The sequence below is a fragment of the Microvirga sp. 3-52 genome (assembly GCF_018383585.1).
Lineage (GTDB): Bacteria > Pseudomonadota > Alphaproteobacteria > Rhizobiales > Beijerinckiaceae > Microvirga.
In genome coordinates this window covers 59519-85880 of the sequence record NZ_JAHAMK010000017.1, presented here as the reverse complement: position 1 = coordinate 85880, position 26362 = coordinate 59519, and the positions used below count along the sequence as shown (strand labels likewise).

General features: G+C 65.5%; 26 protein-coding genes. 12 read left to right on the top strand and 14 right to left on the bottom strand.

The features are described 5' to 3' along the window. Nucleotides 1-39: 39 nt before the first annotated feature. A complete protein-coding gene (locus KHP60_RS14605; protein ID WP_249688786.1) occupies nucleotides 40-1185 on the bottom strand; it encodes a hypothetical protein in 1146 nt (381 codons plus the stop codon). 280 nt (nucleotides 1186-1465) lie between these two features. On the opposite strand from KHP60_RS14605, the gene nfi reads away from it, so the two are divergent. Together nfi and KHP60_RS14595 are read left to right on the top strand one after the other, a co-directional pair. After that, a complete protein-coding gene (gene nfi, locus KHP60_RS14600) occupies nucleotides 1466-2143 on the top strand; it encodes a deoxyribonuclease V (RefSeq protein ID WP_213565051.1) in 678 nt (225 codons plus the stop codon). Between the two features lie 38 nt (nucleotides 2144-2181). Beyond that, a complete protein-coding gene (locus KHP60_RS14595; RefSeq protein ID WP_213565050.1) occupies nucleotides 2182-3198 on the top strand; it encodes a MaoC family dehydratase in 1017 nt (338 codons plus the stop codon). On the opposite strand, the gene KHP60_RS14590 is transcribed toward KHP60_RS14595, so the two are convergent. The 3 genes from KHP60_RS14590 to KHP60_RS14580 all read right to left on the bottom strand — a co-directional run bounded on the left by KHP60_RS14590 (nucleotide 3195) and on the right by KHP60_RS14580 (nucleotide 5281). Further along, nucleotides 3195-3770, bottom strand: coding sequence for an HD domain-containing protein (locus KHP60_RS14590; RefSeq protein ID WP_213565049.1), 576 nt, complete (start codon nucleotides 3768-3770; stop codon nucleotides 3195-3197). The genes KHP60_RS14595 and KHP60_RS14590 overlap by 4 nt on opposite strands. 10 nt (nucleotides 3771-3780) lie before the next feature. Then, the gene (locus KHP60_RS14585) at nucleotides 3781-4326 is read right to left on the bottom strand and encodes an adenine phosphoribosyltransferase (protein ID WP_213565048.1); all 546 of its coding nucleotides are present in this window, start codon (nucleotides 4324-4326) and stop codon (nucleotides 3781-3783) included. A 70-nt stretch (nucleotides 4327-4396) separates the two neighbouring features. Continuing rightward, the gene (locus tag KHP60_RS14580; protein WP_213565047.1) at nucleotides 4397-5281 is read right to left on the bottom strand and encodes an S-methyl-5'-thioadenosine phosphorylase; all 885 of its coding nucleotides are present in this window, start codon (nucleotides 5279-5281) and stop codon (nucleotides 4397-4399) included. Nucleotides 5282-5454: 173 nt separating this feature from the next. Here KHP60_RS14580 and KHP60_RS14575 point away from each other — a divergent pair, with 173 nt between their 5' ends. Next, nucleotides 5455-5955 carry a cupin domain-containing protein gene (locus KHP60_RS14575; RefSeq protein ID WP_213565046.1) on the top strand — a complete coding sequence of 167 codons (501 nt, stop codon included), beginning with the start codon at nucleotides 5455-5457 and terminating at the stop codon, nucleotides 5953-5955. Here the strand turns inward: KHP60_RS14575 and KHP60_RS14570 are convergent, their stop codons facing one another. From KHP60_RS14570 to petA, 4 genes are all read right to left on the bottom strand, one after another. Then, nucleotides 5956-6564 carry a hypothetical protein gene (locus KHP60_RS14570; RefSeq protein WP_213565045.1) on the bottom strand — a complete coding sequence of 203 codons (609 nt, stop codon included), beginning with the start codon at nucleotides 6562-6564 and terminating at the stop codon, nucleotides 5956-5958. It abuts the gene before it with no gap. Between the two features lie 387 nt (nucleotides 6565-6951). Next, nucleotides 6952-7836 carry a cytochrome c1 gene (locus tag KHP60_RS14565; protein ID WP_213565044.1) on the bottom strand — a complete coding sequence of 295 codons (885 nt, stop codon included), beginning with the start codon at nucleotides 7834-7836 and terminating at the stop codon, nucleotides 6952-6954. A 24-nt stretch (nucleotides 7837-7860) separates the two neighbouring features. Beyond that, nucleotides 7861-9141 carry a cytochrome b/b6 gene (locus tag KHP60_RS14560; RefSeq protein ID WP_213565043.1) on the bottom strand — a complete coding sequence of 427 codons (1281 nt, stop codon included), beginning with the start codon at nucleotides 9139-9141 and terminating at the stop codon, nucleotides 7861-7863. A 24-nt stretch (nucleotides 9142-9165) separates the two neighbouring features. Next, nucleotides 9166-9729: a ubiquinol-cytochrome c reductase iron-sulfur subunit gene (gene petA / locus KHP60_RS14555; protein WP_213565042.1), complete on the bottom strand. Its 564-nt coding sequence runs from the start codon at nucleotides 9727-9729 to the stop codon at nucleotides 9166-9168. Nucleotides 9730-9992: 263 nt separating this feature from the next. Here petA and KHP60_RS14550 point away from each other — a divergent pair, with 263 nt between their 5' ends. Next, nucleotides 9993-10472, top strand: coding sequence for a tRNA (cytidine(34)-2'-O)-methyltransferase (locus KHP60_RS14550; protein ID WP_213565041.1), 480 nt, complete (start codon nucleotides 9993-9995; stop codon nucleotides 10470-10472). Nucleotides 10473-10660: 188 nt separating this feature from the next. Next, nucleotides 10661-11575 carry an oxygen-dependent coproporphyrinogen oxidase gene (hemF, locus tag KHP60_RS14545; RefSeq protein WP_213565072.1) on the top strand — a complete coding sequence of 305 codons (915 nt, stop codon included), beginning with the start codon at nucleotides 10661-10663 and terminating at the stop codon, nucleotides 11573-11575. A 132-nt stretch (nucleotides 11576-11707) separates the two neighbouring features. On the opposite strand, the gene KHP60_RS14540 is transcribed toward hemF, so the two are convergent. Genes KHP60_RS14540 through KHP60_RS14525 form a run of 4 tightly spaced genes read right to left on the bottom strand, consistent with a single transcriptional unit; the run spans nucleotide 11708 to nucleotide 14443 of the window. Next, complete coding sequence (locus KHP60_RS14540) at nucleotides 11708-12952, bottom strand: CCA tRNA nucleotidyltransferase (protein WP_213565040.1); 1245 nt, start codon at nucleotides 12950-12952, stop codon at nucleotides 11708-11710. Then, entirely contained in the window at nucleotides 12952-13209 is a 258-nt protein-coding gene (locus KHP60_RS14535) for a DUF6111 family protein (protein ID WP_213565039.1), read from the bottom strand. The genes KHP60_RS14540 and KHP60_RS14535 overlap by 1 nt, the downstream gene beginning before the upstream one ends. Beyond that, the gene (locus tag KHP60_RS14530; protein ID WP_213565038.1) at nucleotides 13206-13844 is read right to left on the bottom strand and encodes a CoA pyrophosphatase; all 639 of its coding nucleotides are present in this window, start codon (nucleotides 13842-13844) and stop codon (nucleotides 13206-13208) included. Before KHP60_RS14530 ends, KHP60_RS14535 begins: the two co-directional genes overlap by 4 nt. Continuing rightward, nucleotides 13844-14443: a DUF1285 domain-containing protein gene (locus KHP60_RS14525; RefSeq protein ID WP_213565037.1), complete on the bottom strand. Its 600-nt coding sequence runs from the start codon at nucleotides 14441-14443 to the stop codon at nucleotides 13844-13846. Before KHP60_RS14525 ends, KHP60_RS14530 begins: the two co-directional genes overlap by 1 nt. 200 nt (nucleotides 14444-14643) lie before the next feature. Here KHP60_RS14525 and KHP60_RS14520 point away from each other — a divergent pair, with 200 nt between their 5' ends. From KHP60_RS14520 to KHP60_RS14505, 4 genes are read left to right on the top strand one after another with little or no spacing between them, the layout of a single operon-like run. Then, on the top strand, nucleotides 14644-15660 hold the full coding sequence (locus tag KHP60_RS14520) for a MoxR family ATPase (protein WP_213565036.1): 1017 nt from the start codon (nucleotides 14644-14646) through the stop codon (nucleotides 15658-15660). Between the two features lie 10 nt (nucleotides 15661-15670). After that, on the top strand, nucleotides 15671-16597 hold the full coding sequence (locus tag KHP60_RS14515) for a DUF58 domain-containing protein (RefSeq protein WP_213565035.1): 927 nt from the start codon (nucleotides 15671-15673) through the stop codon (nucleotides 16595-16597). A gap of 3 nt (nucleotides 16598-16600) precedes the next feature. Next, on the top strand, nucleotides 16601-19405 hold the full coding sequence (locus KHP60_RS14510; RefSeq protein ID WP_213565034.1) for a DUF4159 domain-containing protein: 2805 nt from the start codon (nucleotides 16601-16603) through the stop codon (nucleotides 19403-19405). Between the two features lie 12 nt (nucleotides 19406-19417). Then, nucleotides 19418-21490, top strand: a complete 2073-nt coding sequence (locus tag KHP60_RS14505) for a hypothetical protein (RefSeq protein ID WP_213565033.1) — start codon at nucleotides 19418-19420, stop codon at nucleotides 21488-21490. 175 nt (nucleotides 21491-21665) lie between these two features. Here the strand turns inward: KHP60_RS14505 and KHP60_RS14500 are convergent, their stop codons facing one another. Both KHP60_RS14500 and KHP60_RS14495 read right to left on the bottom strand, forming a co-directional pair. Continuing rightward, nucleotides 21666-22178: a GNAT family N-acetyltransferase gene (locus KHP60_RS14500; protein WP_213565032.1), complete on the bottom strand. Its 513-nt coding sequence runs from the start codon at nucleotides 22176-22178 to the stop codon at nucleotides 21666-21668. Nucleotides 22179-22335: 157 nt separating this feature from the next. Further along, nucleotides 22336-22818 (bottom strand): NUDIX domain-containing protein, encoded by a 483-nt coding sequence (locus KHP60_RS14495; protein WP_213565031.1) that lies wholly within the window; start codon nucleotides 22816-22818, stop codon nucleotides 22336-22338. A gap of 338 nt (nucleotides 22819-23156) precedes the next feature. On the opposite strand from KHP60_RS14495, the gene mbfA reads away from it, so the two are divergent. From mbfA to KHP60_RS14480, 3 genes are all read left to right on the top strand, one after another. After that, on the top strand, nucleotides 23157-24128 hold the full coding sequence (gene mbfA / locus KHP60_RS14490; protein ID WP_213565030.1) for an iron exporter MbfA: 972 nt from the start codon (nucleotides 23157-23159) through the stop codon (nucleotides 24126-24128). Between the two features lie 54 nt (nucleotides 24129-24182). Beyond that, nucleotides 24183-25097, top strand: a complete 915-nt coding sequence (locus tag KHP60_RS14485) for a metallophosphoesterase (RefSeq protein WP_213565029.1) — start codon at nucleotides 24183-24185, stop codon at nucleotides 25095-25097. A gap of 282 nt (nucleotides 25098-25379) precedes the next feature. Next, nucleotides 25380-26201 carry a DUF4142 domain-containing protein gene (locus KHP60_RS14480; RefSeq protein ID WP_213565028.1) on the top strand — a complete coding sequence of 274 codons (822 nt, stop codon included), beginning with the start codon at nucleotides 25380-25382 and terminating at the stop codon, nucleotides 26199-26201. The last annotated feature ends 161 nt before the right edge of the window (nucleotides 26202-26362 follow it).

Genomic DNA, 26362 nt, shown 5'->3' with positions numbered 1-26362 from the left:
GCCGGGTCGGTTCTCCATCGACCCGGCTTTTTAGGGTCGTCAGTGGTGGCCGTGATCGATCTGAGGCTTGGCCTGCGGCCCATGGGGATATTCCTTGCTGTGGGAATGTGTCGTCAGTTCGATTGGCTGACGCGCTCCTCCCTCAGGACCGTAGAAGACCCCATGAAGTCCCCAATAGCCACTCACCAGCACCACGAGGGCGACGGCTAGGCCCGCCGGAACCGAAGCCAGGCTGCCGAACCGCGGCAGGACATTCGGCATCTTCACGGCAACTGCCTTGGCCTCGCGGCAGGGATCGGCGGCGACGAGGAAGAGAACGGCCATGATCAGGGCATGCCCAACGAGGTCGATTCGGCCGAACGGATACACAGCCGTGAAGAAGATCACCAGCAGGGCTAGGGCCGAGAGGCGGCGCACCAGCGGCGTCCAGAGCAGGCCGAAGCCCATGGTGAACTCGGCGACGCCTGCCATCGGGATGAACACGTCGCGCGGCATGCCGAAGGTCAGGAAGGGCTTCTCCTCGACGAGGGGATGGAACCAGTCCGGATAGGCGAACTTTTCGAGGCTCGACCACATGAGCGCAATCGCGATACCCCAGCGCAGCGCCAGGAATCGGCGCGCACGCCACTTCTCGTCGTTCGAGGAGGCCATCACCAGATAGGCCGCGACGCCGATGCCGAGAGCCAGGTAGTCGAGCAGGTGAAAGAGATCGTATTCGCGCAGAGCCACCACCCACAGGGTGATGATGCCGGCCGCCGCGATCGGCATGGTCCGACGCGAGAACACGCACATGGCGATCAGCAGCTGCGCCCACGAGATCACCTCGTAATCCGTCTTGAGATCGGGGGTGAGATAGATGCCGCCGACGGCGAAGATCGCCACGAAGAAGCCTCCTATGGAGGCGCGCATGAAATCGTCCGACCGGCTCCAGAGCGGCGCGCTGACGCGATCGAGCCCGGACTGGACGGCGCGGCCCAGCGTCATGCGTTCAACGGCAAGAGTGGCCAGGAAGAAGGCCAGCACGAGGCCGATGCCGGTCCAGAACCACACATTGGTCAGCGTGGCGGAGATCGGCTGCGGCGCGGCATCGACGATGTAGGGTGCAAACCATTTCACATGGGCTTCGGCCGGCAGGGCCCACAGGCCTGCACCGACGGCCCCAAGACCCGCCGCTGCACGCTTCAAGGGTCCCGGCTTTCCTGTTCCTGGCTCAACCGGTGTGGAGCCCTTCGTAGCCTGTACGCGAGACATGATATCCTCGTTGTTGGACTTGCGTCTAAGATCGACAGGGACGTACACCCTCCGGACCCAGAACAACATTCAGACAATGCCCCTAAGGAATATTGCGTAGAAGGATCATAGGCTTGACCATAGGAGCACCGCTCCCCGGGTCTGGACTTCGCGACAGCAAGGGATCGATCCCCAACCTTGAGCGTTGAGGTTTCACCATCCTCACAGACGGGCCATGAAGCTTCACCATCGACACGACTGGAATCTCACCCCTACCGAGGCCGTCGCCCTCCAGCAGGAGCTGCGCACGGAGGTCGTGTCCGACCGTCCTATCGATCTGGACGAGGTGAAGCTAGTGGCCGGCGTCGACGTCAGCGTGAAGAACGAGCAGTCGCAGGCGGCCATCGTCGTGGTCACCTATCCGGGCTTCCTGCCGGTGGAGACCGTGCTGGCGCAGCGCCCGACCCCATTTCCCTATGTTCCCGGTCTCCTGAGCTTTCGCGAGGGTCCGGTTCTCGAAGAAGCATTCGAGAAGCTGAAAGCCGAGCCGGATGTCTTCCTCTTCGACGGCATGGGCATCGCCCATCCCCGCCGCATCGGCATTGCGAGCCATATGGGCCTGTGGCTGCAGCGACCCACCATCGGTTGCGGCAAGACGCTCCTGTGCGGGCGCTACAAGGATCTCGGCGAGGAGAAGGGCTCAGCCGCTCCCCTGATCGACCGCAAGGAAACCATCGGCGTCGCCCTGCGCACCCGCACGGCCAAGAACCCGATGTTCATCTCCCCGGGGCACCTGGCCGACATTGCGACGGCGACGGAACTCGTTCTCCGCTGCTCTCCAAAGTATCGCTTGCCCGAACCGATCCGCTTGGCGCACAACGCGGCTGGACAATTCAGCCCCCTTCCGGCCTGACCCTGAGGCGAAGCGCCAAAACCGCAGCGATCCAGACCATGCCCCGTTATGCTTTCGAAGATTTCACGCCCGGCTCCACGCAGATGCTCGGCCCCTACACCGTCACCAAGGAGGGGCTGCTCGCCTTCGCGCGGGAATACGACGCGCAACCCTTCCATGTGGACGAGGTCGCCGCCAAGGACAGCTTCATCGGCACGCTCATCGCGTCGGGCTGGCACACCTGCAGCATCAACATGCGTCTGGTCGCGGACGGGTTTCTTCTCGATTCCACGTCCATGGGGGCACCCGGGATCGAGGACGTGAAGTGGCTGAAGCCCGTCAGGCCCGGTGACACCCTCCGCTCCCGCATGACGGTTCTGGAGAGCCGCCCCTCCACGAGCCGCCCCTCCCTTGGCCTCGTGCGCTTCGAGTTCGAGATGCTGAACCAGGCGGATGAGGTCGTCTTCACCCAGAAGAACTGGATCATGTTCGGCCGCCGCGACGCGGAGCCCGTCAAGGGCGCCGGCCCAGGCGCTCTGACCGCCGAGGCCTCCGCCGCGCCGGACCATACGCCCGAGCGGGAGCTGCCGCACATCTCGTCCAATCCCTATTTCGAGGATCTCGTCATCGGCGAGACGGACGAGCTGGGCTCCTACGCCTTTACGCCCGGAGAAATCATCGGCTTTGCCCGGCAGTTCGACCCGCAGCGCTTCCATGTGGATGCGGAAGCCGCCAAGGACAGCCTCTTCGGCGCCCTGTGCGCCTCGGGCTGGCATACGGCCAGCGTGTGGATGAAACAGATGGTCGGCCACCGCGAGCGCATCCGCGCCTATGCGCTCGCCCATGGCCAGCGGCCAGCCCGGCTCGGCCCCTCCCCGGGCTTTTCCAACCTGAAATGGCTCAAGCCCGTCTATGCGGGCGACACGGTCACCTACCGCTCGACCGTGACGGCCAAGCGCGCTTCCGCATCCCGCCCCGGCTGGGGCCTGGTGTTCCACCACAACACCGGCACGAACCAGCACGGGGAGGAGGTGTTCGCGTTCGACGGGATGGTGTTCTGGGAAAGGCGGGCTTAGCCCCTCGAGCCTTCGGCCCGCTCGCGGGTCTCCTGATCGAGAATGGCGCGGATCTCGGCAAGAACAGGATGAGCGGCCGTCTGCTTCCGCCCGTAGCCGAGATTGAACGCATAGTCGAAGCTGGCGGGATTCTGCCCCTGGTTGTGCTGGAGGATCGTCTCCAGCTTGTCGAGCCCCTTGGCGAGAATGGCCTCGGGCGACGAGGCCGCCTCGTATTCCTCCCACAGGGCCAGTATCTCGGCCCGCTTCGTCGGGCGGAGTGTTTTGGTCAGCACCTCCAGATCCGCCCTCTCCTGGGCGGACTTGCCGGATCCCTCCGTCTGAAGCACGGCGGGAATGTCGCCGCTCAGGGCTTCGCCGAGATCGTGAACGATGCAGAGCTTGATGAGGCGCAGAAGATCGATGTTCTCGAACTCATCCGAGAACACGAGCGCCATGAGGCACAAACGCCATGTATGTTCGGCCGTGCTCTCGGGACGACCCGTCGAGGTGTAGCCGCTGCGCAGGGTGCTTTTGAGCCTTTCCGCTTCCCGTAGGAAGTCCAGCGCTCCCGAAAGGCGGTCGCCCGACATCGGAGGCTCCTCAATGCCCCTCGAAGCTCACGAGGCTGCGCACCTCGACGCCGAGATCGCGCAACTTCGCGGCACCGCCGAGATCGGGCAGGTCGATGATGAAGCAGGCGGCAACGATGTTGGCGCCCATCCGGCGCAGGAGTTGGCTGGCCGCGACCGCCGTTCCGCCGGTGGCGATGAGGTCGTCCACGAGGATCACCCGCTCACCCTGGCCGATGGCATCGGTGTGGATCTCCATCTCGTCGACGCCGTATTCGAGCGAATAGGCGATCCGCACCGTCTCATGGGGCAGCTTGCCCTTCTTGCGGATCGGCACGAAGCCCGAGGAGAGCTGATGCGCAATGGCGCCACCGAGAATGAAGCCGCGCGCCTCGATGCCGGCCACCTTGTCGACACGCCCGCCCGCGAAGGGATGAACGAGTTCGTCCACGGAGCGCCGGAAGGCTCGGGCATCGCCCAGCAGGGTCGTGATGTCCCGGAAGACGATGCCCGGCTTCGGGTAATCCGGGATCGAGCGGATCGCGGATTTCAGGTCGGTGAGGAGACGCTGGTCCATGGGGTCAAGCCTGCCTGGGTGTCGAGGAGGAGTTGGATCTGAAATCGCCGTGAGCGCAAGTGGCGCGCGATCATGCTTGCGACGGGTTTAGCACTCGCCCGGCCACAGCATCCAACTTTTTCAGAAGATCCGGATCGCGGGCCGACGGGGCGGTCATGACGGCCCCGTCGAGCGCCCGGTCGGAGCCTGCGGGGCATAGCTCGTGCTCTGCCGGAAAATCCCGGGCGACGCGGGCGACAAGACGGGCCACCTTCGTGGCGTTCTGGTGCGCGACGGCGACGACGGAGGCCACGTCCACGTTGTCGTGCTCCGGATGCCAGCAATCGTAGTCGGTCACCATGGCGATGGTGGCATAGGTGATCTCGGCCTCGCGGGCGAGCTTGGCCTCCGGCATGGCCGTCATGCCGATCACGTCGTAGCCGAGCTTCTTGTAGGTCATGGACTCGGCATAAGTGGAGAATTGCGGCCCCTCGATGCAGACCAGCGTGCCGCCCAGCGTGAATGGAATTCTCTCGGCCACCGCCGCGTCGGCGATGCGCTGGCGCAGCAGGGGGCCGACCGGATGCGCCATGGGCACATGGGCGACGCAACCCCGGCCGAAGAACGAGCCCTCGCGCTTGTGCGTGCGGTCCACGTACTGGTCCACCAGCACGAAGAAGCCGGGATAATACTCGTCCTTGAACGAACCGCAGGCCGAGACCGAGATCAGGTCGGTGACGCCGGCGCGCTTCATCACGTCGATATTCGCCCGGTAGTTGATGTCGGACGGGGACAGGCGGTGGCCGCGCCCATGGCGCGGCAGGAAGGCGATCTCGGTCCCGCCGATGCGCCCGGTGCGCAGCACGTCCGAGGGCTCGCCCCAGGGAGAATCGATGCGCTCCTCGCGCATGTCCTCGAGCCCTGGAAGATCGTAGACCCCCGACCCGCCGATAATGCCTAGAACCGCCTTCGTCATCTGAACCCTCGCCTGTCAGGGCGCTTCCCGCCGTGCCCCGTTTCATAGCCGAAGGGGGGCCCTTTCCCAAGTCCATCCGTGGGAGCCGAAGCTGTTCCTGATCGACAAGTTTCCGAACGGCCGGCTATGGTCGCTCTTGCTCCCGCAGATCATCCTCGAAAGGTTGTTCTCTCATGTCCGAGACCAGGCGCCCCTCCTTCATCCGGAATTACCAGGAGCTCCAGAACGACGGCACGGCGGTCTTTCGCGGCACGAACGAGCCCCGGAGCATCGGTTCGCCCTTCTCCGCCGCCCTTGGCCTCACGAAGCTCGGCATTCATCACGAGCTGCTGCCGCCGGGCCGCCGCACCTCGTTCCCGCATGCGGAGAGCGCCGAGGAGGAATTCATCTACGTGATCGAAGGCACGCCGGACGTTTGGATCGACGGCGAGCTCTTCCGTCTCGCTCCCGGCGATGGAGTCGGTTTCCCGGCCGGAACGGGGATCGCGCACAGCTTCCTCAACAACACCGACGAGCCCGTTCGGCTTCTGGTCGTCGGCGAGGCGAACAAGGACGAGAATCGGATCGTCTACCCGGTCAACCCGGAGTTGCGCGCTCTTCGCACGGATTGGTGGGACGATGCGCCCGCGCGCCCGCTCGGGCCCCATGACGGCAGGCCGCGCCGGCCGGAATGATCAGCGCAAGGGGAAAGCCGCGATCTCGTCCGTCACGAGGCAGGGAAAGAGCGTCTCGCGAACGAGCCTGATCTGCCGCACGGGCGCGGTGATGCAGACCGGCAGGCTCTCGATCCGCTCGACCACGTGGTCCGGAATCGAGGCCTTCGTGCGGTAGCGCGCCAGGGTCGAATGGATCAGGTCGTAGATGATCGGGCTCGCGCCCGGCGGCGGGGGGATGTCGCGGACGATCCTCTCCCGGATGGCTTCGATCAGACCGGTTTCCTCAGTGGCCGTCGCGATGATGGCCGTGTCGGTGACCTTGAGACGGGAGAAGCGCAGTTCCAGGGTCGGATGCCCTGCGCAGAGATCCTCGAGCAGGCCCTGGCTTTGCCGGGCGATGCTCCGCCAATAGGCGTCCTTGTCGAAGCCGCCCTTCACCGTCACCAGCGGATAAATGGTGACGTGCAGCCCATGCCCGGGCCCCACATGCAGGTGTTCCGGCCAGAGCTCGGCGAAGGCCCGCTGTACCTCCTCGAAGGCGGCTCGAGTCTCAGGCTCCAGGCTGGGTTGAACGTGATAGGCGAGGCAATCCTTGCCCCAGATGTCGTCGGCGATGGTCTGCAGCATGAAGAACGGGATAGAGCCAGCCCGGCATCGTGTCACTAGAGCATCGGACCCAAAAGTGGATTTGCACTTTTGGGATCCATCCGATGCTCCCTTTTTGATGAGCACATCGTCGAAAGCGGAAAACCGGATCCACTTTTCCGCACGATGTACTAGAGCGTCGGATGAATTCTCAAGGGTTGGGAGCGCATCTCTTTCGTCATCACCGGGCTTGTCCCGGTGATCCCGATAGCTTGAAACGCCGCGCTTCACAGGATCGGGATGGCCGGCACAGGGCCGGCCATGACGGGGAGCGGATGACACAGTTGTTTCCACTCCCTCGACCCGTCCCTCGACCGAGCACAATGCACCTCGAAAGAAAAAGGCCCCGGAAACCGGAGCCCTTATTCGTTACGGGTTGTGCGTCATCGGGGGCGTGGCGTGGCCTTCGACCTCGCCGCCCACCCGGGCCCAGACCTTCTTCTTCGTGAAGTAGAGCAGACCGGCCAGGACGATCAGGAACAGGATGACCTGGAAGCCGAGGCGCTTGCGGGCCTCGAGGTGCGGTTCCGCCGTCCAGGTGAGGAAGGCCGTTACGTCACGGGCGTACTGGTCCACGGTCTCCGGCACCTGAGGCTGACCGGCCTCGTTCTTCGGATACTCGACCTGACCGTCGCTGATCGGCTTCGGCATCGCGATCACATGGCCCGGATAGTAGTGGTTGTAATGGCCACCCTCGGGAACCGTGAAGCCCTGCGGCGGCTCCTCGTAGCCGTTGAGCAGCGCCACGAGATAGTCCGCGCCGTTCTCGGAATACTGACGGAAAATGTCCGTGATCCACCAGGGGAAGCCGCGCTCGAAGGTACGGGCCTTGGGCATCAGGGACAGGTCCGGCGGAGCCTTGCCGCCATTTGCCGCGGCGGCGGCGTTCTCGTTCGGGAACGGAGACGGGAAGTGGTCGGCCGCGCGGCCGGGACGCTCGAACATGTCGCCGGCTTCGTTCGGGCCGTCCTGGATCTTGTATTCCGCCGCCAGGGCGCGGACCTGAGCCTCGGAGAATTCCGGGCCACCGGGCTGCGACAGGTTGCGGAAGGCCACATAGCTCAGGCCATGGCAGGAGGCGCAGACCTCCCGGTAGACCTTGAAGCCGCGCTGGAGCTGGGCCCGGTCGAAGGTGCCGAACGGACCCTGGAAGCTCCACTTGAGCTGCGGCGGGACCGGGGTCTCGCCGGCCGCGAAGGCCGGAGCGGCGAAGCCGAGAACGGCGGCTGCGATGAGAAGAGTACGCTTCATCATTGGTCTGTTTCCTCTACTCTCGCCTCAGCCCTTGGAATGCGGCTCGGCATTGGCGCCGGCCGGAATGCCAGCCCCGCCCTTCTGCACGCCCATGACGGATTCGAGGATCGAATTCGGCAGCGGCAGCGGACGCTCGACGAAGCCGAGCACCGGCAGAACGATCAGGAAGTGGGCGAAGTAGTAGGCCGTGCAGATCTGGGAGGCGATCACGTACCAGCCCTCGGCCGGGCGGGAGCCCAGCCAGCCGAGCAGGAAGCACACGATCACGAAGATCCAGAAGAACTGCTTGTAGAGCGGACGGTAGGCCGTAGAGCGCACCTTGGAGGTATCGAGCCAGGGCATGAACACCCAGATCACGATGGCCGCGCCCATGGCGATGACACCACCGAGCTTGTCGGGAATGGCGCGCAGGATCGCGTAGAACGGCAGGAAGTACCATTCGGGAACGATGTGCGAAGGCGTCACGGCCGGGTTCGCCGGGATGTAATTGTCCGCATGGCCCAGGTAGTTGGGCATGTAGAACACCCAGTAGGCGAAGAAGATCATGAACACGACGACGGCGAAGATGTCCTTGATCGTGGCATAGGGGGTGAACGGAACCGCGTCCTTGCCCGACTTGATCGGGATGCCGGTCGGGTTGTTCTGGCCCGGCACATGGAGCGCCCAGATGTGCAGGATCACGACGCCCGCGATCATGAAGGGCAGCAGGTAGTGCAGGGAGAAGAAGCGGTTCAGGGTCGGGTTGCCCACCGAGTAGCCGCCCCAGAGATAGCTCACGATGGTCTCGCCCACGAGCGGGATCGCCGAGAACAGGTTCGTGATCACGGTGGCGCCCCAGAAGCTCATCTGGCCCCAGGGAAGCACGTAGCCCATGAAGGCGGTGGCCATCATGAGGATGAAGATCACGACGCCGAGGATATAGAGAACCTCACGGGGCGCCTTGTAGGAACCATAGTAGAAGTTCCTGAAGATGTGGATGTAGACGGCGACGAAGAACATCGACGCGCCGTTGGCGTGCAGATAGCGGATCAGCCAGCCATAGTTCACGTCGCGCATGATGTGCTCGACGGACTGGAACGCCATGCCGGCATTCGGGGTGTAGTACATCGCCAGGAACACGCCCGTCACGATCTGCGCGACGAGCATGAAGGCCAGGATGGCGCCGAAGGTCCAGAAATAGGTCAGGTTCCTCGGAACCGGGAACGCAATGAAGGACGAGTGGACGAGACCTGCGATCGGCAGACGGCTCTCGAACCACTTACCGAAGGCGCTCTTGGGAACATAAGTTGTGGGATGCTGGCTCATGGATATCGCCTGATCGTCGCTGGGTTACGCCGTGACTTCTTGGCCGATCACGATCTTCGTGTCCGACGCAAACGTATAGGGCGGAATCGGCAGGTTGATCGGCGCCGGACCGCCGCGAACGCGACCGGAGGTGTCGAACACCGAGCCGTGGCAGGGGCAGAACCAGCCGTGATACTCGCCCTGCTGGCCCAGCGGCACGCAGCCCAGGTGGGTGCAGTTACCATAAACGATGAGCCACTGAGCCTTGCCCTCCTTCACGCGGGCCGAGTCGGCCTGCGGGTCGCGTAGGGAGGCGACGTTCACGTCCTCCGCCGCCTTGATCTCCTCGGCCGTACGGTGACGGATGAAGATCAGCTTGCCGCGCCAGAAAACCTTGACGATCTGCCCTTCGGCGATGGGGGTCAGGTCGACCTCGACGGGCGCACCGGCAGCCACCGTCGCCGCGTCGGGCGCCAGGGACTGGACGAAGGGCCATACAAGGGTGGCTCCGCCGACAACGGCAGCTGCGCCCGTGGCGATGTAAAGGAAATCGCGCCGTGTCGGCTCAGCGACATGAGTGGTGGTCTCGGCCACTTGGCTCTCCAGCATTGATCAAAAAACGAGAACCGCGCATCGGCAATACCTTGGGAACCCAGGCATTTGGCACACGAGGTCCAGAATGGAACAAGCATGCGCGGCGACGCACGCGCAATGCGACTGGGAGTCGCCGCGCGGTGGCTCTTTGGCACGGTCAAGCCCGCCTGTCCATAGCCGGATTGGAGTTGTTCCAGCCTGTGGCGCAAAATGCCGCCGGCTCACATACCCCTGAGCACTCCCTTGACGACAGAGCCCGTTGCCCCGATGACGGGCGCATGCCACGTCTTGCCATCTACCAGCCGGACATTCCGCAGAATACCGGCACCATGCTGCGCCTTTCCGCCTGCCTCGGAGTTCCGGTGGAGATCATCGAACCCGCGGCCTTCGACGTTTCCGACAGGAACCTGCGCCGCTCCGGCATGGATTATCTCAACCACGTCACGGTCACGCGGCACATGTCCTGGCGCGCCTTTGAGGCCTGGCGGCAGGAGGCCGAGGGTCGTCTGATCCTGACCACCACCAAGGGCGCCATCCCGTATGCCGATTTCGTCTACCGGCCCGACGACATCATCCTGGTCGGCCGCGAATCCGTCGGGGTGCCGGAGGAGGTCCACCAGACGGCGGATGCCAGGGTCATCATTCCCATGCAGCCCGGCATGCGCTCCCTGAACGTCGCCGTGACCGCCGCCATGATCCTCGGTGAAGCCCTGCGGCAGACGAACACGTTTCCGAAACCTGATCCAACAAGCCCGTGAGAACAACACAGCAGCCTCACCCCTGAAAGTCTGATCGGACTTTCTCCCTTCGTCATCACCGGCCTTGTGCCGGTGATCCCGATCAGACGAGCGCCGTGCTTCAGCTAATCGGGATGGCCGGGACGAGCCCGGCCATGACGGAGAGAATGTCATCCTCGGCCCGCCAGCGGGGATGAGGGCTGCCCATGATGAAAGACAGGACTGCCATGACCGATCAGAATGCCGTCGAGCGCCTGCAGACAGAGGCACCCATCTGGTTCGCGTTGCTGCGTGACCGGATCTGCGCCGCGTTCGAGGCCCTGGAGGACGAGGTGACGGGTCCCCTCCCCCCGGAGGCTTCCGAGCCCGGCCGGTTCGAGCGCACGCCCTGGGAGCGTAAGGACCATGGCGGCGCTCCCGGCGGCGGGGGCGTCATGTCCATGATGCGCGGCCGCGTGTTCGAGAAGGTGGGCGTGCATGTCTCGACGGTGCATGGTGAGTTCGCGCCGGAGTTCCGCGGCCAGATCCCGGGCTCCGATCAGGATCCGCGCTTCTGGGCCGGCGGCATCTCGCTCATCGCGCACCCCTGGAACCCGAACGTTCCAACGGTACACATGAACACCCGTTTCGTGGTGACCACGAAGCCGTGGTTCGGCGGCGGAGCGGATCTCACACCCGTGCTCGACCGGCGGCGGTCTCAAGGTGATCCGGACACCGTCGCTTTCCATCAGGCCATGGAAGAAGCCTGTCGGGTGCATGCGCCGGAGGGTTCCTACGAGAAGTACAAGAAGTGGTGCGACGAGTACTTCTTCCTCAAGCACCGTAGCGAGCCGCGCGGCATCGGCGGCATCTTCTACGACTATCACTGGACCGGAAACCCGGACGAGGACTTCGCCTTCACCCGCCATGTGGGCGAGGCCTTTCTCAGGATTTATCCCGAGATCGTCCGGCGCAACGCGGCAAAATCCTGGACGGAAGAGGACCGCATCGAGCAGCAGGTGCGGCGCGGGCGCTACGTGGAGTTCAACCTGCTCTACGACCGGGGGACGATCTTCGGACTGAAGACCGGGGGCAACATCGCCTCGATCCTCTCCTCCATGCCGCCGACGGTGCGCTGGCCTTGAGGCGCTATCGTCTATGACATCTCTACGGCATCACAGGCCATGTGCCGGTGATGCCGTAGAGATGTGAGGCGCCGCACTCTTCCGCATCGGGATGGCCGGGACAAGCCCGGCCATGACGAGGAAGGTTCGAGTTCAAGCCTGTTCCAGTACCCGCCTGAGCAGATCCGTTGCGTAGGCCTCATCCGTCCGGCAGCCCTCCGCCAACCAGGCTTGGCGGGCCCGCGCGAGCAATTCCCCGACTCTTGGGCCCTTCGGGATGCCGCCCTCGACGAGGTGGGCTCCGCGCAAGGGGAGGACCGGCACCGGCTCGGCGCCGCTTCGGAAGCGGTCGAGAGCCTCACGGGCATCGGCGTGGACGATCGGAACGGGTTCGCCGGCCGTGGCCGCAAGGACGACCGAGAGGGCGTCGACATCATGATCAGCCGCCAGACGGCGGATGGCCAGGGCGTCCAGGGGCAGGGCCCAGGTCTTGAGAAGGCTCAGGAGATCGGCATAGGCCACGAGCTTCCTGTGTTCATCGTTGGAGAGCCGCAATCGCTCCCGCAGACGCTCCGCATCTTCCTCAGTCATGACGGCCAGCGCCGCCAGGCGCCAGATCGGGACAGGATCAGCCCTGTCATCAGCCGCCACCCGGTTGAGGCGTCCGAATTCGGCGGCACCGCCGAGGAGCCATGAAAGGAAGCCATGATCGGCCAGGATGCGGACCGTGTCCTCCGCCCGTTGCGCGACGAGCAGTTTGAGGAGTTCATGCCGGATCCGCTCCTTGGAGAGGATCGCCAGGCCCTGTCGCTCGGTGTCCGCCGCAGCGAGTCCCTTCGGGTCGGGATCGGCTTGTGCATATTCCGCGTGGAACCGGAAGAAGCGCATGATCCGCAGGTAATCCTCACGGATGCGGGTATGGGGATCGCCGATGAAGCGGACACGCCGGGCCGCCAGATCCGCCACGCCGTCGGTGTAGTCGTAAAGCCGTCCGTCGAGACCGAGCGAGAGGGCATTGATGGTGAAATCCCGGCGCTTGGCATCGCGGACGAAATCGCGGCCGAAATGCACGAGCGCATGACGTCCATCCGTTTCCACGTCCTCGCGCAGGGTCGTGATCTCGTAAGGCTCGCCGGCGACGACGACCGTGATCGTCCCGTGTTCGATCCCGGTGGGCACCGCTTTGAAACCGGCGGCCGTCGCGCGTTCGACAATGACGTCGGGCAGCATGGTCGTGGTGCAATCCACCTCGGTCACGGGCCGCCCGAGAAGGGCATTGCGCACGGCTCCGCCCACGATGCGCGTCTCTTCGGCATCGTCATTGAAGACCTCCAGGAGGCGGCGCAGCGCGGGGCGCTTGAGAAGACCCACGAGTGCCTGTCGGTCGAGGGTTTCCATCACTCGAAATGCCCTGGAATCACACGCCCGTTTTCAACCCGCGTCGGCACATATGTGCCCGTCTGGCGTTCGTCCACAAAGCCTGTCACGACCAGTGAGATCACGACGAAGCTTAAGCCCACGATGGTGAGCCAGAGAGATTGATCGCTCCAGTGAGACCAGAGCAGAGGATTGCGGCGGCGGATGATGAGATAGGTGCCGAAGAGCACGAACGGCAGAAGAAACAGCACCAAACCCTGAACCACCGCACGCGTCATGAACCGTAGAGCCTCTCGTACAAATTGCGGATGATGCCCGCCGTCACGCCCCAGATGTAGCGTCCTTCGTAGGGCATTGCATAGTAGCGGCGAAGCCTGCCCTTCCATTCCCGCGAATGGAGTTCGTGGCGCGCAGGATCCATCAGGAAGCCGAGAGGCACCTCGAAGGTATCGGCCACCTCGTCCAGATTGAGGTTGACGGTGTAGGAGGGCGAGACCCGCGCCACCACCGGCATGACGAGATAATTCGTGGTGGACAGGTAGGCGTCGAGGTAACCGAGCGGGCTGATGAAGCGGCTGTCGAGGCCGATCTCCTCCATCGCCTCCCGGCAGGCCGCCGCCAGGACGGAAGCATCCTCCTGATCGACCCGCCCGCCCGGAAAGGCGATCTGACCCGAATGCTGGCGCAGATGCGCGGAGCGCTCGGTGAGAAGCAGCATCGGCTCCTCGCGCATGACGACGGGAACGAGGACCGCGGCCGGTTTCGGGGTCAGGGGGTGGGCCAGGGGCACGTTGTCGAGGCTGTGATCGCCCCTCGGATTGGCCAGAGCTTCCTCCGGATGCGGAGGCTCGGGCCGAAGCCGCTCGGCCGCCAGCGTCAGGAAATCCGGCGCGTCGTGAGGTGCAAGCCGCATCAAAGCCCGTCCAACGTGGAAACGGGAGCGATGTGGAAGAACATGCCACTTGCCCTGACACCGAAGGTGGCAACGCCTTCCACATCCTTTTCTTCGCCCATTGCGATGAGATCCAGCGCCAGGGCCCGCGTCACCCGCGCCCAGAGCTCGCCCCTGACATTGACGTAAGGCTTGATCCCGCCATTCGCGTCCCGCTCGAAGCGCAGGGGATGCTCAGGCCCGACCTGCACGAGATCGTCCACATTGGTGCGGAAGGCGATCTGGCGGCTCATACCTTCACCTTCCACGGCCATTTCCACCGCGAGGAACGGCACATCCTCGACTTCGATCCCGACCCGCTCGACGGGCGTGACGAGCACGTAACGCTCCGGATCCCTGCGCAGAACCGTCGAAAACAGCTTCACGAGGGCGGATCGGTTGATGGGCGTGCCCATATAGTGCCAGGTCCCGTCGGCTGCGATGCGCATGTCGATTTCGCCGCAATAGGCCGGGTTCCAGCGCTCGACCGGCGGCAGTCCTCTGCGCCTCGCGCCAGGGCCGAGCGCTTCTGTGAGGCGGGCCAGGGCATTCCCTGACATGGAGGGTGAGGGATCGGTCATGACGCAAGCGTGAACAGGAATCTGAACTTTATGGATCGACGAACGGCCGTCGATTGTTACTTCCTAGAGCATAGAGTTCTCGGCTGTCCCGTCCACTCCGTTCCTTCCAATGCTGCGGCGCAACGACCCTTGCATCTCGACACGGATCGAAGGCAGACTAGCTACCGGGGGCAATTGCGAGTGAGAGGGAGAACGACCTCATGACGGCCAGCATTGCTCAGGCGCCTACCGCATTGGACGACGCGATCATCCGCAGCGCGGAGGCGACCCTCGAGACTGTCGGCCGGGCCCGCGAGGCCATTCACACGGTCATCTTTGGTCAGGAAGACGTGGTCGACCTGACCCTCATCACCCTTCTGGCCGGCGGCCATGGCCTTCTCGTCGGCGTTCCGGGCCTCGCCAAGACGAAGCTTGTGGAAACCCTGGGCACCGTGCTCGGGCTCGATGCCCGCCGCATCCAGTTCACGCCTGACCTGATGCCCTCCGACATCCTCGGCTCGGAAATCCTCGACGAAGGCGCCGACCGGCGCCGTTCCTTCCGTTTCGTGAAGGGCCCGGTCTTCGCGCAGCTCCTGATGGCCGATGAGATCAACCGCGCGAGTCCGCGCACCCAGTCCGCCCTGCTCCAGGCCATGCAGGAGCATCACGTCTCCGTGGGTGGCGAGCGGCACGATCTGCCGCAGCCCTTCCATGTGCTCGCCACGCAGAACCCCATCGAACAGGAAGGGACCTATCCCCTCCCCGAGGCCCAGCTCGACCGCTTCCTGCTTGAAATCAATGTCGGCTATCCGACACGCGATGCCGAGCGGCGCATCCTGATCGAGACGACGGGCGCCGAAGAGCATAGGCCCCTGGCGGTCATGAATGCCGAGGCGCTCATGAACGCCCAGCGGCTGGTCCGCCGCCTGCCGGTCGGCGAGAGCGTGGTCGACGCCATCCTCGATCTCGTGCGCTCGGCCCGTCCGGAAGGAGACGGGATCGACGGGGTGACCGACAAGATCCTGTGGGGCCCCGGCCCCCGCGCCAGCCAGGCCCTGATGCTGGCGGTGCGCGCCCGCGCGCTGATCGAGGGCCGTGTGGCCCCGTCCATCGCCGACGTGGTGGCGCTCGCCGAGCCGGTGCTGAAGCACCGCATGGCACTGACCTTCTCCGCCCGGGCGGACGGAGAGTCCATCAGGAGCGTCATCGGCCGGCTCACCTCGCGGCTGGCAGGCTAGGATCCCCATCATGACCCGTGTCCGGGTCCTCCCCGAAAGTGCCCGCTCACCAGGTCGCCGCGAAACGGAGAGCGCTCTCTCTCTGGCGAACCGGATGCCGCACCTCGTGCTCGAGGCGAGGCGCGTCGCCGCCAACCTCTCCCACGGCATCCACGGCCGCCGGCGCGCCGGCGCCGGCGAGACCTTCTGGCAGTTCCGTCCCTTCGTCACCGGAGAGGCGGCGCATCGCATCGACTGGCGCCGCTCGGCTCGCGACGACCGGCTCTATGTGCGCGAGCGCGAATGGGAAACGGCCCAGACCGTCTGGTTCTGGATCGACCGTTCCGGCTCCATGGGCTACGTCTCGGACCTGGCGCAGGCGCCCAAGATCGAGCGCGCCATCGTGCTCGGCCTTGCGCTCGCCGACAGCTTCGTCGAGGCCGGCGAGCGGGTCGGCATGCTGGGCCTCATGTCGCCGCGCGCGACCCGGCGCATTGCGGAAACCATGGCCCAGACCCTGGTGACGGACCGGTCCGCATTGGAGGAAGACCTTCCGCCGCAGGCTCCCGTCGCGCCGCAGCACGAAGCGGTGCTGATCAGCGATTTCCTGTCGCCCACCCGCGAGATCACCGCCATGGTCGAAGGCATCTCGTCGCGGGGCGCGCGCGGGCATCTGGTGATGATCGTCGATCCCGTCGAGGAGACCTTCCCGTTCCAGGGGCAGGCGGTTCTGCACGATCTCGAGGACGGCTTGTCGCTCCGGATCGGCGACGCGATCTCCTGGGGCCGGGCCTATCGCCTGCGCATCGAGCAGCACCGGGAGGAGCTTCAGGAGCTCGCCCGCCGCCGCGGCTGGACGCTGACGATCCACCGCACAGACCGCCCTGCCAGCGAAGCGGCTTTGCGCGTCATGACGCTCGTGTCGACCTCTCGCGGCACCGGACCGGGAGGGCGCTGAGCGATGCTGGGCCTTCCCCTCACCTTCACCGTTCCGCTCGTCCTGACGGCTCTTGCGGCCCTGCCCGCCATCTGGCTGCTGTTGCGGATCACGCCGCCGCAGCCGAGGCGGGTCGACTTCCCGCCTCTGAAAATTCTCGCGGATCTGCGGCCCGAGCAGGAACTGCCCGCCCGCACGCCCTGGTGGCTCCTGCTGCTGCGGCTGCTGCTCGCCGCCTTCCTCATTCTCGCGGCCGCCGGACCGATCTGGAACCCGCTGGCCGAAGACAACAGCCGGTCGCCGATTCTGATCATGCTCGACAACGGCGTTGCCGCCGCTCATGACTGGCGGGATCGGATGAACCTCGCGGCCGAACGCATCGAAGCGGCTGGACGCGACGGGCGCACAATCGGCCTCGTGGCGACGGCGGAAGCCCCGGCCGCCATCGAGCTTGCGAGCCCGGCCGCCGCACTGGAACGGTTGCGGTCTCTGAAACCTCTTCCGCACCTGCAGGACCGCCAGGTCCATCTCGATTCCGTCAGGCGCTTCATGGATTCCACGCCGGAGGCCAACATTGTCTGGATCAGCGATGGGGTGGCAGGCGTTGAGGGACAGGGCTTCGTCGACGGTTTGGCGCAAACGGCGAACGGGCAGCGGATCACCGTTCTGAAAGCGGAGCGCGCTCCGGCTCTGGCCATTGCCGGCGTCGAGAATGCCAGCGGCCAGCTCAATGTCACGCTGGTGCGGCCCGAGCCGAACGGACGCGATGCCGGTATCGTGCGCGCGCTCGATCTGAAGAGCCTGCCGCTCGCCGACATGCGCTTCTCCTTCAACCAGAACGCCACCGAGACGAATGTCGCCTTCGATCTGCCGACAGAGATCCGCAACGCGATCGCGCGCATCGAAATCCTCGGCGAAGGCTCGGCCGGAGCCGTGCATCTTCTCGACGAGCGCGGCAAGCGCCGCCGCGTCGGTCTCGTCTTCGGCGGCACCTCCGATCAGGCCCAGCCGCTTCTCTCGCCGCTCTACTATATCGAGCGCGCGCTCTCACCCTATTCCGAGATCCGCAACGGCCGTGGCGCCGTGGCCGATGCGGTGAACCAGCTCATCGACGAACAGGTTTCCATTCTGGTGCTGGCGGATGTCGGCGGCCTCGACCGGGAGACCCTCGGCAAGGTGACGGCCTTCGTCGAGAAGGGCGGCATGCTGCTGCGCTTCGCCGGCTCCCGGCTTGCCGCCGGCAATGACGAACTCGTGCCGGTGCGCCTGCGGCGCGGCGGACGAAGCCTCGGCGGCACGCTGTCCTGGGACACGCCGAAGACCTTCGCGCCGTTCACCCGTGAAAGCCCCTATTTCGGCCTCGCCGTGCCGGAGGAAATCGGCATCCGCCGTCAGATCCTTGCGGAACCCGACGGCGATCTCCCGGCAAGAACCTGGGCCTCCCTGGCCGACGGCACGCCCATCGTCACAGCCGACAAGCGCGGCGACGGCATGATCGTGCTCTTCCACGTGACGGCGGACACCACCTGGTCGAACCTGCCCCTGTCCGGCCTCTTCGTCGAGATGCTGCGCCGGACCACGGCTCTCGCGGGCGCGCCGAGCGACGTGAATGCGGAAGCACGCAATGCGGAGAACGAGACCGTGGCTCCCCGTCTGACCCTCGATGGCTATGGCATCTTCACCTCGCCTCCGGCGACGGCCCGTGCCGTGGCGCGCAGCTACGCCGAGCGTGCGAACGGAGAGCATCCGCCGGGGTTCTACGGCCCCGTGGATTCGAGCCTTGCGGTGAATGCGCTTCTGCCGAGCGACCGGCTCGCCCCGCTCGACTACGCTCCGCTCAATGCGCGGATCGCGCCTCTTGCCGGCGCGCAGACCGTCGATCTGCGCATGCCGCTGTTCATGCTGGCCCTCGCCCTTCTGCTGGCCGACACCCTCGCGTCGCTGTGGCTCGGGGGACATCTGTCGAGCCTGGCCGGCCGCCTGCGCCGGGCCGGAGCTGCGGCGGCCGTCGTCCTGAGCGCCGCCCTTCTCCCCAATCCGTTCTCCGATGCGAGTGCGCAGGAACGGCGATCGTCCATGACCATGGAGAGCTCCAATCCCGCTCTCGTGACGCGGCTCGCTTATGTCGTCACGGGTGACGCGCAGGTCGACGAGACAAGCAAGGCGGGACTGGCGGGCCTGACGCAGGTGCTGAGCCAGAGGACCGCCCTCTCGCCGGGCGAGCCCATCGGCATCGATCCCTCGCGGGACGAGGTCGCGTTCTATCCGCTGATCTACTGGCCCATCGTGGCGGCGCGGCCCATGCCGTCCGAGACTGCGATCCGGCGCCTCGATGCCTTCATGAAAGGCGGCGGCACGGTGATCTTCGACACGCGCGATGCCTTCGGCAATCGCCCGGACGGAGCGCCCACCGCCGAGGGACAATACCTGCGCCGCATGCTGGCGAGCCTCGACATTCCCGAACTCGAGCCCGTGCCGGCCGATCACGTGCTGACCAAGACCTTCTACATCCTCGACAGCTTCCCCGGCCGCTACGCCACGGGACAGACCTGGGTCGAGGCCCTGCCACCCGCACCCGAGGGTGAGGCAAGCCGTCCCGCCCGCTCGGGCGACGGAGTCTCGCCGATCATCATCACGTCCAACGATCTCGCTGCCGCCTGGGCCGTGGGCCAGCGGGGCGAGTGGATCTATCCGATCGTCGGCAGCGATCAGCGCCAGCGGGAATTCTCGTACCGCAGCGGCGTCAACATCGTCATGTATGCGCTGACCGGCAACTACAAGGCCGACCAGGTGCACGTGCCGGCCCTGCTCGAACGCCTCGGGCAGTAGGGGGAGACTGTATTGCTTTCCGTCAGCTTCTCACCCCTCATCCCGGCTTATGCCCTCTGGGCGCTGGGCGCGGTCGTCACCCTGCTGGCGATCCTTGCGCTGGTCTCCCGCGGCCCCGTGGCGATCCTGCGGGCGATCGCCCTCGGGCTCGTTCTCCTCGCTCTCGCCAACCCGGCGCTCGTGCAGGAGGATCGGGAGAAGGTGAAGGATATCGTGGCGGTGGTCATCGACCGCTCGACCTCGCAGACCCTGGGCGACCGCTCCCCGATGACCGATCAGGTGAGAGCCGAACTGGAGCGCCGCTTCGGTTCGCTGGCCGACGTGGATCCCCGCTTCATCGAGGCGGACGACGGCAACGGCGATGACGGCACGCGCCTGTTCGCCGCCCTCTCCAACGGATTGGCCGACGTGCCGCCGGACCGGCTCGCCGGCGTCGTCTTCGTCACCGACGGCGTGGTGCACGATATTCCGCCTTCCGTGGAAGGGCTCGGCTTCCGGGCGCCTCTTCACGCGCTCATCACCGGCCGTCCCGACGAGCGCGACCGGCAGATCAAGCTGCTGGAGGCGCCCCGCTTCGGCATCGTCGGCAAGGACCAGACCATCCGCGCCCAGATCATGGAGCGCGGCGGCACAGGCTCGGCCCTCGTGACCGTGCGCCGCGACGGACAGGTTCTCACCCGCCAGCAGGTGCGGGCCGACACGCCCTTCTCGCTCGACGTGCGGATCGAACATGGCGGCACCAACGTGGTCGAGCTCGAAGTGGAAGGCTTAGCCAACGAGTTGACCCAGGCGAACAACCGGGCCGTCGTCCCCATCGAGGGCATCCGCGAGAAGCTGCGCGTGCTGCTGGTTTCCGGCGAGCCGCATGCGGGCGAGCGCACCTGGCGCAATCTCCTGAAATCCGACGCCAACGTGGACCTCGTCCACTTCACAATTCTTCGTCCGCCGGAGAAGCAGGACGGCACCCCGATCAACGAACTCTCGCTGATCGCCTTCCCGACTCGCGAGCTGTTCCAGCAGAAGATCAAGGAATTCGACCTGATCATCTTCGACCGTTACGCGAACCAGAGCATCCTGCCCTCCAGCTACTTCGAGAACATCGTGCGCTATGTGCGCGAGGGCGGCGCGATCCTGGTGGCGGCAGGCCCCGAATTCGCGAGCTACGGCAGCCTCGCGCAGACGCGGCTCGCTCCGATCATTCCCGGCCAGCCCAACGGCACCATCGTCGAGCAGCCCTACAAGGCGCAGATCACCGATACCGGCGACCGGCATCCCGTCACCCGCGACCTGCCGGGCTCGGAGCAATCCCCGCCGACCTGGGGCGAGTGGCTGCGGATCATCGGCTCGCAGGTCCAGTCGGGCGACACCCTCATGTCGGGGGCGAACGAACTGCCGCTCCTCGTCCTGCGCCGGGAGGACAAGGGCCGGGTAGCCCTGCTCCTCTCCGATCACGCCTGGCTCTGGGCTCGCGGCTACCAGGACGGGGGGCCGCATCTCGACCTCCTTCGCCGCCTGGCCCATTGGCTCATGAAGGAGCCGGCCCTGGAAGAGGAAGCGTTGCGTGCGAGCGCCCAAGGACGCGACATTCGCATCGAGCGGCAGACCATGGCGGAAACGGCCGATCCGGCCACCCTCATCGCGCCGAGCGGTGCGGAGAGCAGCGTTCCGCTGACCGAGACGCGCCCCGGTCTCTTCACCGCGCAGGTCGCAAGCCGCGAACTCGGCTTGCACACGGTCCGCTCGGGGGATCTCATCACCTTCGTCAGCATCGGCCCGGCCAATCCGCGGGAACTGATGGACGTGTTCAGCAACACGGAGGCTCTGAGCTCGATCGCCAAGGCGACGGGCGGATCGGTGCGGCGGGTCGCGATGGCGGGCGATCAGAGCATTACGGTGCCGCGCATTCTCGCGGTGCATTCCGGCACGCGCTTCTCCGGCGGCGACTGGATCGGGATCAAGCCCAGCGACAGCGCCATCGTGCGCGGCGTGTCAGTCTTTCCGATGGCGCTCGGCTTCGTCGGCCTGGTGCTCCTGATCGGCTCGACGCTCGCCGCCTGGCTGATCGAGGGACGGCGGCGGGCTTGAGCCGGATCGAGGATGCGGGTCGGGGCGCAGCGCTCGATGAGTATGGACGACGCCTTCACCGCCACGTCATCACTGGCCTTGTGCCGGTGATCTCGATCGGAAGAACGCAGCGCTCATTCAACCGGGGTGGCCGGGACAGGCCCGGCCATGACGGGAGACGCCACGATTGTCCAAGCTATCCGTTCGGGCCGGGAAGAGGGCTCACCAGCCCCTTCGCGCCCGCCAGTGCCCCCTCGACCAGCTCCAGTGCCAGGAAGCGGATCGGATTGACCGGGCCGGGAAGCTGCAATTGCTGCGGCGGGATGCGCATGAAGCCGAAGCGGCTGTAATAGGGCTCGTCGCCCACCAGCAGCACCAGGGTATGTCCCTTCGCCTTGGCGGCATCCAGCGACCGGCGCATGAGCGCCGCGCCGATGCCGCGGCTCTCGAAAGCCGGCTCGACGGTGAGCGGCCCCAGCATCAGGGCCGGCGCGCTGCCGGCCATGACCGGCGTCATGCGCACCGAGCCGACCAGCAGCGTGCCGACCATGGCGGTGAACGACAGGTCGAGCAGGTGGGACGCCCCTTCCCTCAGGCGCGAAGCGGTGCGGGCAAAGCGGCCGGGGCCGAAGGCACGCTCGTGCAGGCGTTCGATGGCCTCGGAATCGATGGGTTGTTCTGTGCGGATCAGGAGCGAGAGCTCGGTCATGAACGGACTCGGGACGCGAAGGACGAGAAACAGAAATGGCGGCCGGACGTGATGTCAGCCGTGTCGTCGTCGCAGAATCCGGGTGATGCTCATGGGCTCGGCGTTTCCTGAAGTTGCTAGGCCATAGCAGCGTCGCGAAGGCGGCGCAAATCCTCTCTCACCACTTCGCGGAGGGAGGCTGCCCCTCGAGGATTTCGGCCAAACGGTCGCGGGTGGCACCGGTCGTTCCATCGGGCAACCGGTCGAGGGAGAAGAAACCGGCTTCGGCAATTTCCCGGTCCGGCTGCTTGACCCCCAGCACCGTAAAGTGCCGGATCACATAGACCAGCACGTGATCGCGCCGGGAGATCCTGTTGTTGAAGAAGACGCCGAACAGACGGGGCGTCTCGTCGATCGTGATGCAGGCCTCCTCCCGGAGTTCCCGGCCGAGCGCATCGAGGGCCGTCTCGCCGGTCTCGACGCCTCCGCCCGGCAGATGCCAGCCCGGCACGTAGGTGTGCCGGATGAGAAAGACCTGGTTCCGGTCGTCGAGCACGACGCCGCGCACGCCGAGCGTCATGCCGCGGGAAAAGCGCCAATACGTGTGAAGGCCCCAGGAAATGAGGCGCGACGCCCTGCGAGGCGGCTGAGAGTCGGACATCGGTTCAGGCAATCACAACAAGATTACCGGAGGATGAATGTAGTCATTCATCAATTGCATAGCTGTTCCCGCAATTTGGCGCGTGACGGGACTTATACGAAGGTCTAAGACAGCGGCAACCAAAGGTGTTCCAATGTTTCTCGCGCTCATCCTGTCCCGCCTCAACCGCTCCGCTCGCTTCTCCTGGTCCCCGGCCCTCAACCTCGAGGACCGCTCGATCTACTCGACCCTGATCCCGGGCGCGCAGTACTGAGCCTCACCCCGGCCGTCCTGCTCCCTCAGGGAGGCTTGGCGACGGCCCGTTTCCCCGTTTAGAATACTTCTAAACAGGAGCGGGCATGAAGTCTCTGTCGGAATTGTCCGGGCGCGAGGTCATCGCGCTCGCCATTGCCAACGAAGAAGAAGATTCGCGGATCTACCAGCATTTCGCGGATCGCATTCGCCCCGATTTCCCCGCCTCGGCCGAGATCTTCGACGGCATGGCCGAGGAAGAGCGGGCCCATCGCAATTCTCTCTACGATTTCTACCGCTCCCGGTTCGGCGAGCATCTCCCTCCCATCCGCCGGGAGGATGTGCGCGGCTTCCTGAAGCGCCGCGCCGTGTGGTGGAGCCCCCACCTCGACCTCGACCGCATGCGCCGCGAGGCGGAGATCATGGAGCTGCAGGCTGCGAATTTCTATGAGAAGGCCGCGCAGCAGACCCTCGACGTATCCCTGCGCGAATTGTTCACCAGGCTTGCCGAGGTCGAGCGCGGTCATGAGCGCAAGGCCGGCGAACTGCACGCGGCCCACCTGACCGAGAACGCGGAGGCCGCCGAGGAGCATGCCCGCCGCAGGCTCTTCGTGCTGCAATACGTGCAGCCGGGATTGGCCGGGCTCATCGACGGCTCGGTGTCGACCCTCGCACCCCTGTTCGCCGCAGCCTTCGCGACTCAGAACAACTGGGAGACCTTCCTGGTCGGACTCGCCGCCTCCGTCGGTGCCGGCATCAGCATGGGCCTGACCGAAGCCCTCTCCGACGATGGCGAGATCACGGGCCGCGGCTCGCCCTGGCTGCGCGGCTTGGTCTGCGGCCTCATGACGGCGGCCGGCGGCATCGGCCACACCCTGCCCTATCTGGTGCCCGATTCCTGGCCCAACGCCTTCATCCTGGCCACCAGCATCGCGGCGCTCGTGGTGGCGGTGGAACTGGTGGCGATTTCGTGGATCCGGACACGGTACATGGAGACACCGTTCTGGAGCGCGACCTATCAGGTCATCGTGGGGGGCGTTCTGGTGCTTCTCGCCGGTATCTTCATCGGCAGCGCTTGACGCGAAGGGCACCGCGCGCGAACTCTCGCTTCCACTCGCATCAATCCGGCCGCCATGTTCCGTATCGCCCATCTGACCGACCCCCATGTAGGGCCCCTTCCCCGACCGCGCCTCAAGCAGCTTTTGAGCAAGCGCCTGACCGGTTGGTACAACTGGCACAGCAGCCGGCACGATCTGCACGACATGGAGCTCCTCGCGGAACTCGTCGCCGACATCCATGCGCAGAAACCCGACCACATCACCTGCACGGGCGACACCTGCAATATCGGCCTTCCCGATGAGTGGAAGACATCTCGCGTCTTTCTTGAAGGCTTGGGCGATCCCTCCCGCGTCACCTTCGTGCCGGGCAATCACGATGCCTATGTGCGTGGCTCCCTCGAAGGGCTGTTGCGGGAGATCTCGCCCTGGACACGGGGCGATGACGGCAGCGAAGGGACTTTTCCCTATCTGCGCCGCTACGGGCCGATTGCCGTCATCGGGTTGTCTTCGGCCATCCCCACTCTCCCTTTCGTGGCGAGCGGCCGGGTCGGATCGAAGCAGATGAAGGCCGTCGAGGAGATTCTCCGCGAGCTGGGACGCGATCCGGGCTGCTTCCGGATCGTGCTGATCCACCACCCGCCCCATGTCGGCGGCGCGGAGGCGGGCCGCAACCTCACCGATGCGTCCCGTTTCGAGAAGATGTTGTGCCGGGTCGGCGCGGAGCTGGTGCTGCACGGGCACAACCATGTGGGCTCGCTAGCCCATCTCGACGGTCCACGCGGACCCATTCCCGTCATCGGGGCACCTTCCGCCTCGGCACGCAGCGGAACGCTGACCCACAAGGCCGGCTATCATCTCTTCACCATCGGACAGGATGAAACCGGCTTTCTCCTCGCGGCCGAACTCCGGGGCCTGAAGCCGGATGGCACGGTGGGTGGAATGGGCATGCTCTCACTCGCGCGCATCCGCCAGCCAACAGACAAGTCGTGATCCAGGTCCCGGCCAAGCTTTGCCAGACACAGCGAACATCGCAAGGCAAAGCTTGCCTATTGAAGCGCACAATTCCAGTCCTTCCGGATGTTTTTACTAGGGTCGACCATCCATTATCCTGGCCGCGGCCATCAAAGTCGGCCTGACTGGCAATATATCCTTACCTTATCTGGAACCGCTCAGATCGCACTCCGTTGAACGGATGCAGCAGCCATCCATGATTTTTGCAGGCCTCGTCGGCTTCGCATGGTGTTCTGCGATCCCGGAAACAGGAGTCATCTCATGAAGAAATATCTTGCCCTTTCGGCATTGCTTGCGTCCGTTTCGGCCGCCCCGGCCTCTGCTCAGGTCATGGACAGCCAGACCTATCGCATGATGGCGGCTCAATCGGATGCCTTCGAGATTGCCTCGAGCCAGCTCGCCCTCGAGCGTTCGCGGAATCCCGTCGTGCGCCGCTACGCCGAGAACATGATCCGAGACCACGGCATGACCAGCCAGGCCCTGAATGGCGGTCGTCCGGTCTATTCGGCGTCCGGTGAATTCATCGGCGGCTCCCTGGGCGGCACGCTCGCCGGTGCCGGCATCGGCGCCCTGGTCGGCGGCCCGGTGGGCGCGGCCGTCGGCGCTGGCGTCGGCGCGACGGCTGGTGCCACGGCCGGCGCTGCGGCGAGCGGTTCCCCGGGCACGGCGGGCGGCACGGCAACCGGCGCGCTGGCTGGTGCTGGCGTCGGAGCCGTGGTCGGCGGACCGGTCGGTGCAGCGGTCGGAGCCGGCGTTGGCGCAACCACGGGTGCCGCAGCAGGCCGGACGGCCGATGTCCAGTCGACGGGCTCGGTGACCCCGATCCGTCTCGGCGTTCCGCTCAGCCCCGAGAAGACCGCCATGCTGAACCAGCTCGCCTCGACCTCGGGTCCGCAGTTCGATCGCCTCTATGGGCAGGCCCAGCGCATGGCTCACCAGGAGGCCCTCGCTCTCCACTCGGGCTATGCTCAGGCCGGCAACGATCCGTCACTGCGCCAGTTCGCGGCCTCGGTGGTCCCGCACCTCGAGCATCATGCGGCAGACGCCCAGCGTCTCCCGGGCGGTACGGCCCGCCGTCGTTAAGAGGCTTCATGGTTGAACGGCCATCACGGCGGGTCCAATGGGCCCGCCGTTTTCGTCTTCGCCCAAAGCGGTAGCCGAATCCTGTTCGCGGCGGCTTGTGATGCCTGTTCCAACGTGTAGGAAGAGACCAGAAGGTCCGGCCTTCGGGCCTTGTCCGATCA

Excerpts from the sequence above, each read along its gene's own strand:
- KHP60_RS14550 (WP_213565041.1), top strand. The coding sequence starts at position 9,993 with ATGCCACGTCTTGCCATCTACCAGCCGGACATTCCGCAGAATACCGGC.
- mbfA (WP_213565030.1), top strand. The coding sequence starts at position 23,157 with ATGAAGTCTCTGTCGGAATTGTCCGGGCGCGAGGTCATCGCGCTCGCC.
- KHP60_RS14535 (WP_213565039.1), bottom strand. The coding sequence starts at position 13,209 with ATGACGCGTGCGGTGGTTCAGGGTTTGGTGCTGTTTCTTCTGCCGTTC.
- KHP60_RS14515 (WP_213565035.1), top strand. The coding sequence starts at position 15,671 with ATGACCCGTGTCCGGGTCCTCCCCGAAAGTGCCCGCTCACCAGGTCGC.
- KHP60_RS14590 (WP_213565049.1), bottom strand. The coding sequence starts at position 3,770 with ATGTCGGGCGACCGCCTTTCGGGAGCGCTGGACTTCCTACGGGAAGCG.
- KHP60_RS14485 (WP_213565029.1), top strand. The coding sequence starts at position 24,183 with ATGTTCCGTATCGCCCATCTGACCGACCCCCATGTAGGGCCCCTTCCC.
- KHP60_RS14570 (WP_213565045.1), bottom strand. The coding sequence starts at position 6,564 with ATGCTGCAGACCATCGCCGACGACATCTGGGGCAAGGATTGCCTCGCC.
- KHP60_RS14530 (WP_213565038.1), bottom strand. The coding sequence starts at position 13,844 with ATGCGGCTTGCACCTCACGACGCGCCGGATTTCCTGACGCTGGCGGCC.
- KHP60_RS14480 (WP_213565028.1), top strand. The coding sequence starts at position 25,380 with ATGAAGAAATATCTTGCCCTTTCGGCATTGCTTGCGTCCGTTTCGGCC.
- KHP60_RS14565 (WP_213565044.1), bottom strand. The coding sequence starts at position 7,836 with ATGATGAAGCGTACTCTTCTCATCGCAGCCGCCGTTCTCGGCTTCGCC.
- KHP60_RS14575 (WP_213565046.1), top strand. The coding sequence starts at position 5,455 with ATGTCCGAGACCAGGCGCCCCTCCTTCATCCGGAATTACCAGGAGCTC.
- petA (WP_213565042.1), bottom strand. The coding sequence starts at position 9,729 with ATGCTGGAGAGCCAAGTGGCCGAGACCACCACTCATGTCGCTGAGCCG.
- KHP60_RS14525 (WP_213565037.1), bottom strand. The coding sequence starts at position 14,443 with ATGACCGATCCCTCACCCTCCATGTCAGGGAATGCCCTGGCCCGCCTC.
- KHP60_RS14500 (WP_213565032.1), bottom strand. The coding sequence starts at position 22,178 with ATGACCGAGCTCTCGCTCCTGATCCGCACAGAACAACCCATCGATTCC.
- hemF (WP_213565072.1), top strand. The coding sequence starts at position 10,661 with ATGAAAGACAGGACTGCCATGACCGATCAGAATGCCGTCGAGCGCCTG.
- KHP60_RS14540 (WP_213565040.1), bottom strand. The coding sequence starts at position 12,952 with ATGGAAACCCTCGACCGACAGGCACTCGTGGGTCTTCTCAAGCGCCCC.
- nfi (WP_213565051.1), top strand. The coding sequence starts at position 1,466 with ATGAAGCTTCACCATCGACACGACTGGAATCTCACCCCTACCGAGGCC.
- KHP60_RS14495 (WP_213565031.1), bottom strand. The coding sequence starts at position 22,818 with ATGTCCGACTCTCAGCCGCCTCGCAGGGCGTCGCGCCTCATTTCCTGG.
- KHP60_RS14595 (WP_213565050.1), top strand. The coding sequence starts at position 2,182 with ATGCCCCGTTATGCTTTCGAAGATTTCACGCCCGGCTCCACGCAGATG.
- KHP60_RS14510 (WP_213565034.1), top strand. The coding sequence starts at position 16,601 with ATGCTGGGCCTTCCCCTCACCTTCACCGTTCCGCTCGTCCTGACGGCT.
- KHP60_RS14580 (WP_213565047.1), bottom strand. The coding sequence starts at position 5,281 with ATGACGAAGGCGGTTCTAGGCATTATCGGCGGGTCGGGGGTCTACGAT.
- KHP60_RS14585 (WP_213565048.1), bottom strand. The coding sequence starts at position 4,326 with ATGGACCAGCGTCTCCTCACCGACCTGAAATCCGCGATCCGCTCGATC.
- KHP60_RS14520 (WP_213565036.1), top strand. The coding sequence starts at position 14,644 with ATGACGGCCAGCATTGCTCAGGCGCCTACCGCATTGGACGACGCGATC.
- KHP60_RS14560 (WP_213565043.1), bottom strand. The coding sequence starts at position 9,141 with ATGAGCCAGCATCCCACAACTTATGTTCCCAAGAGCGCCTTCGGTAAG.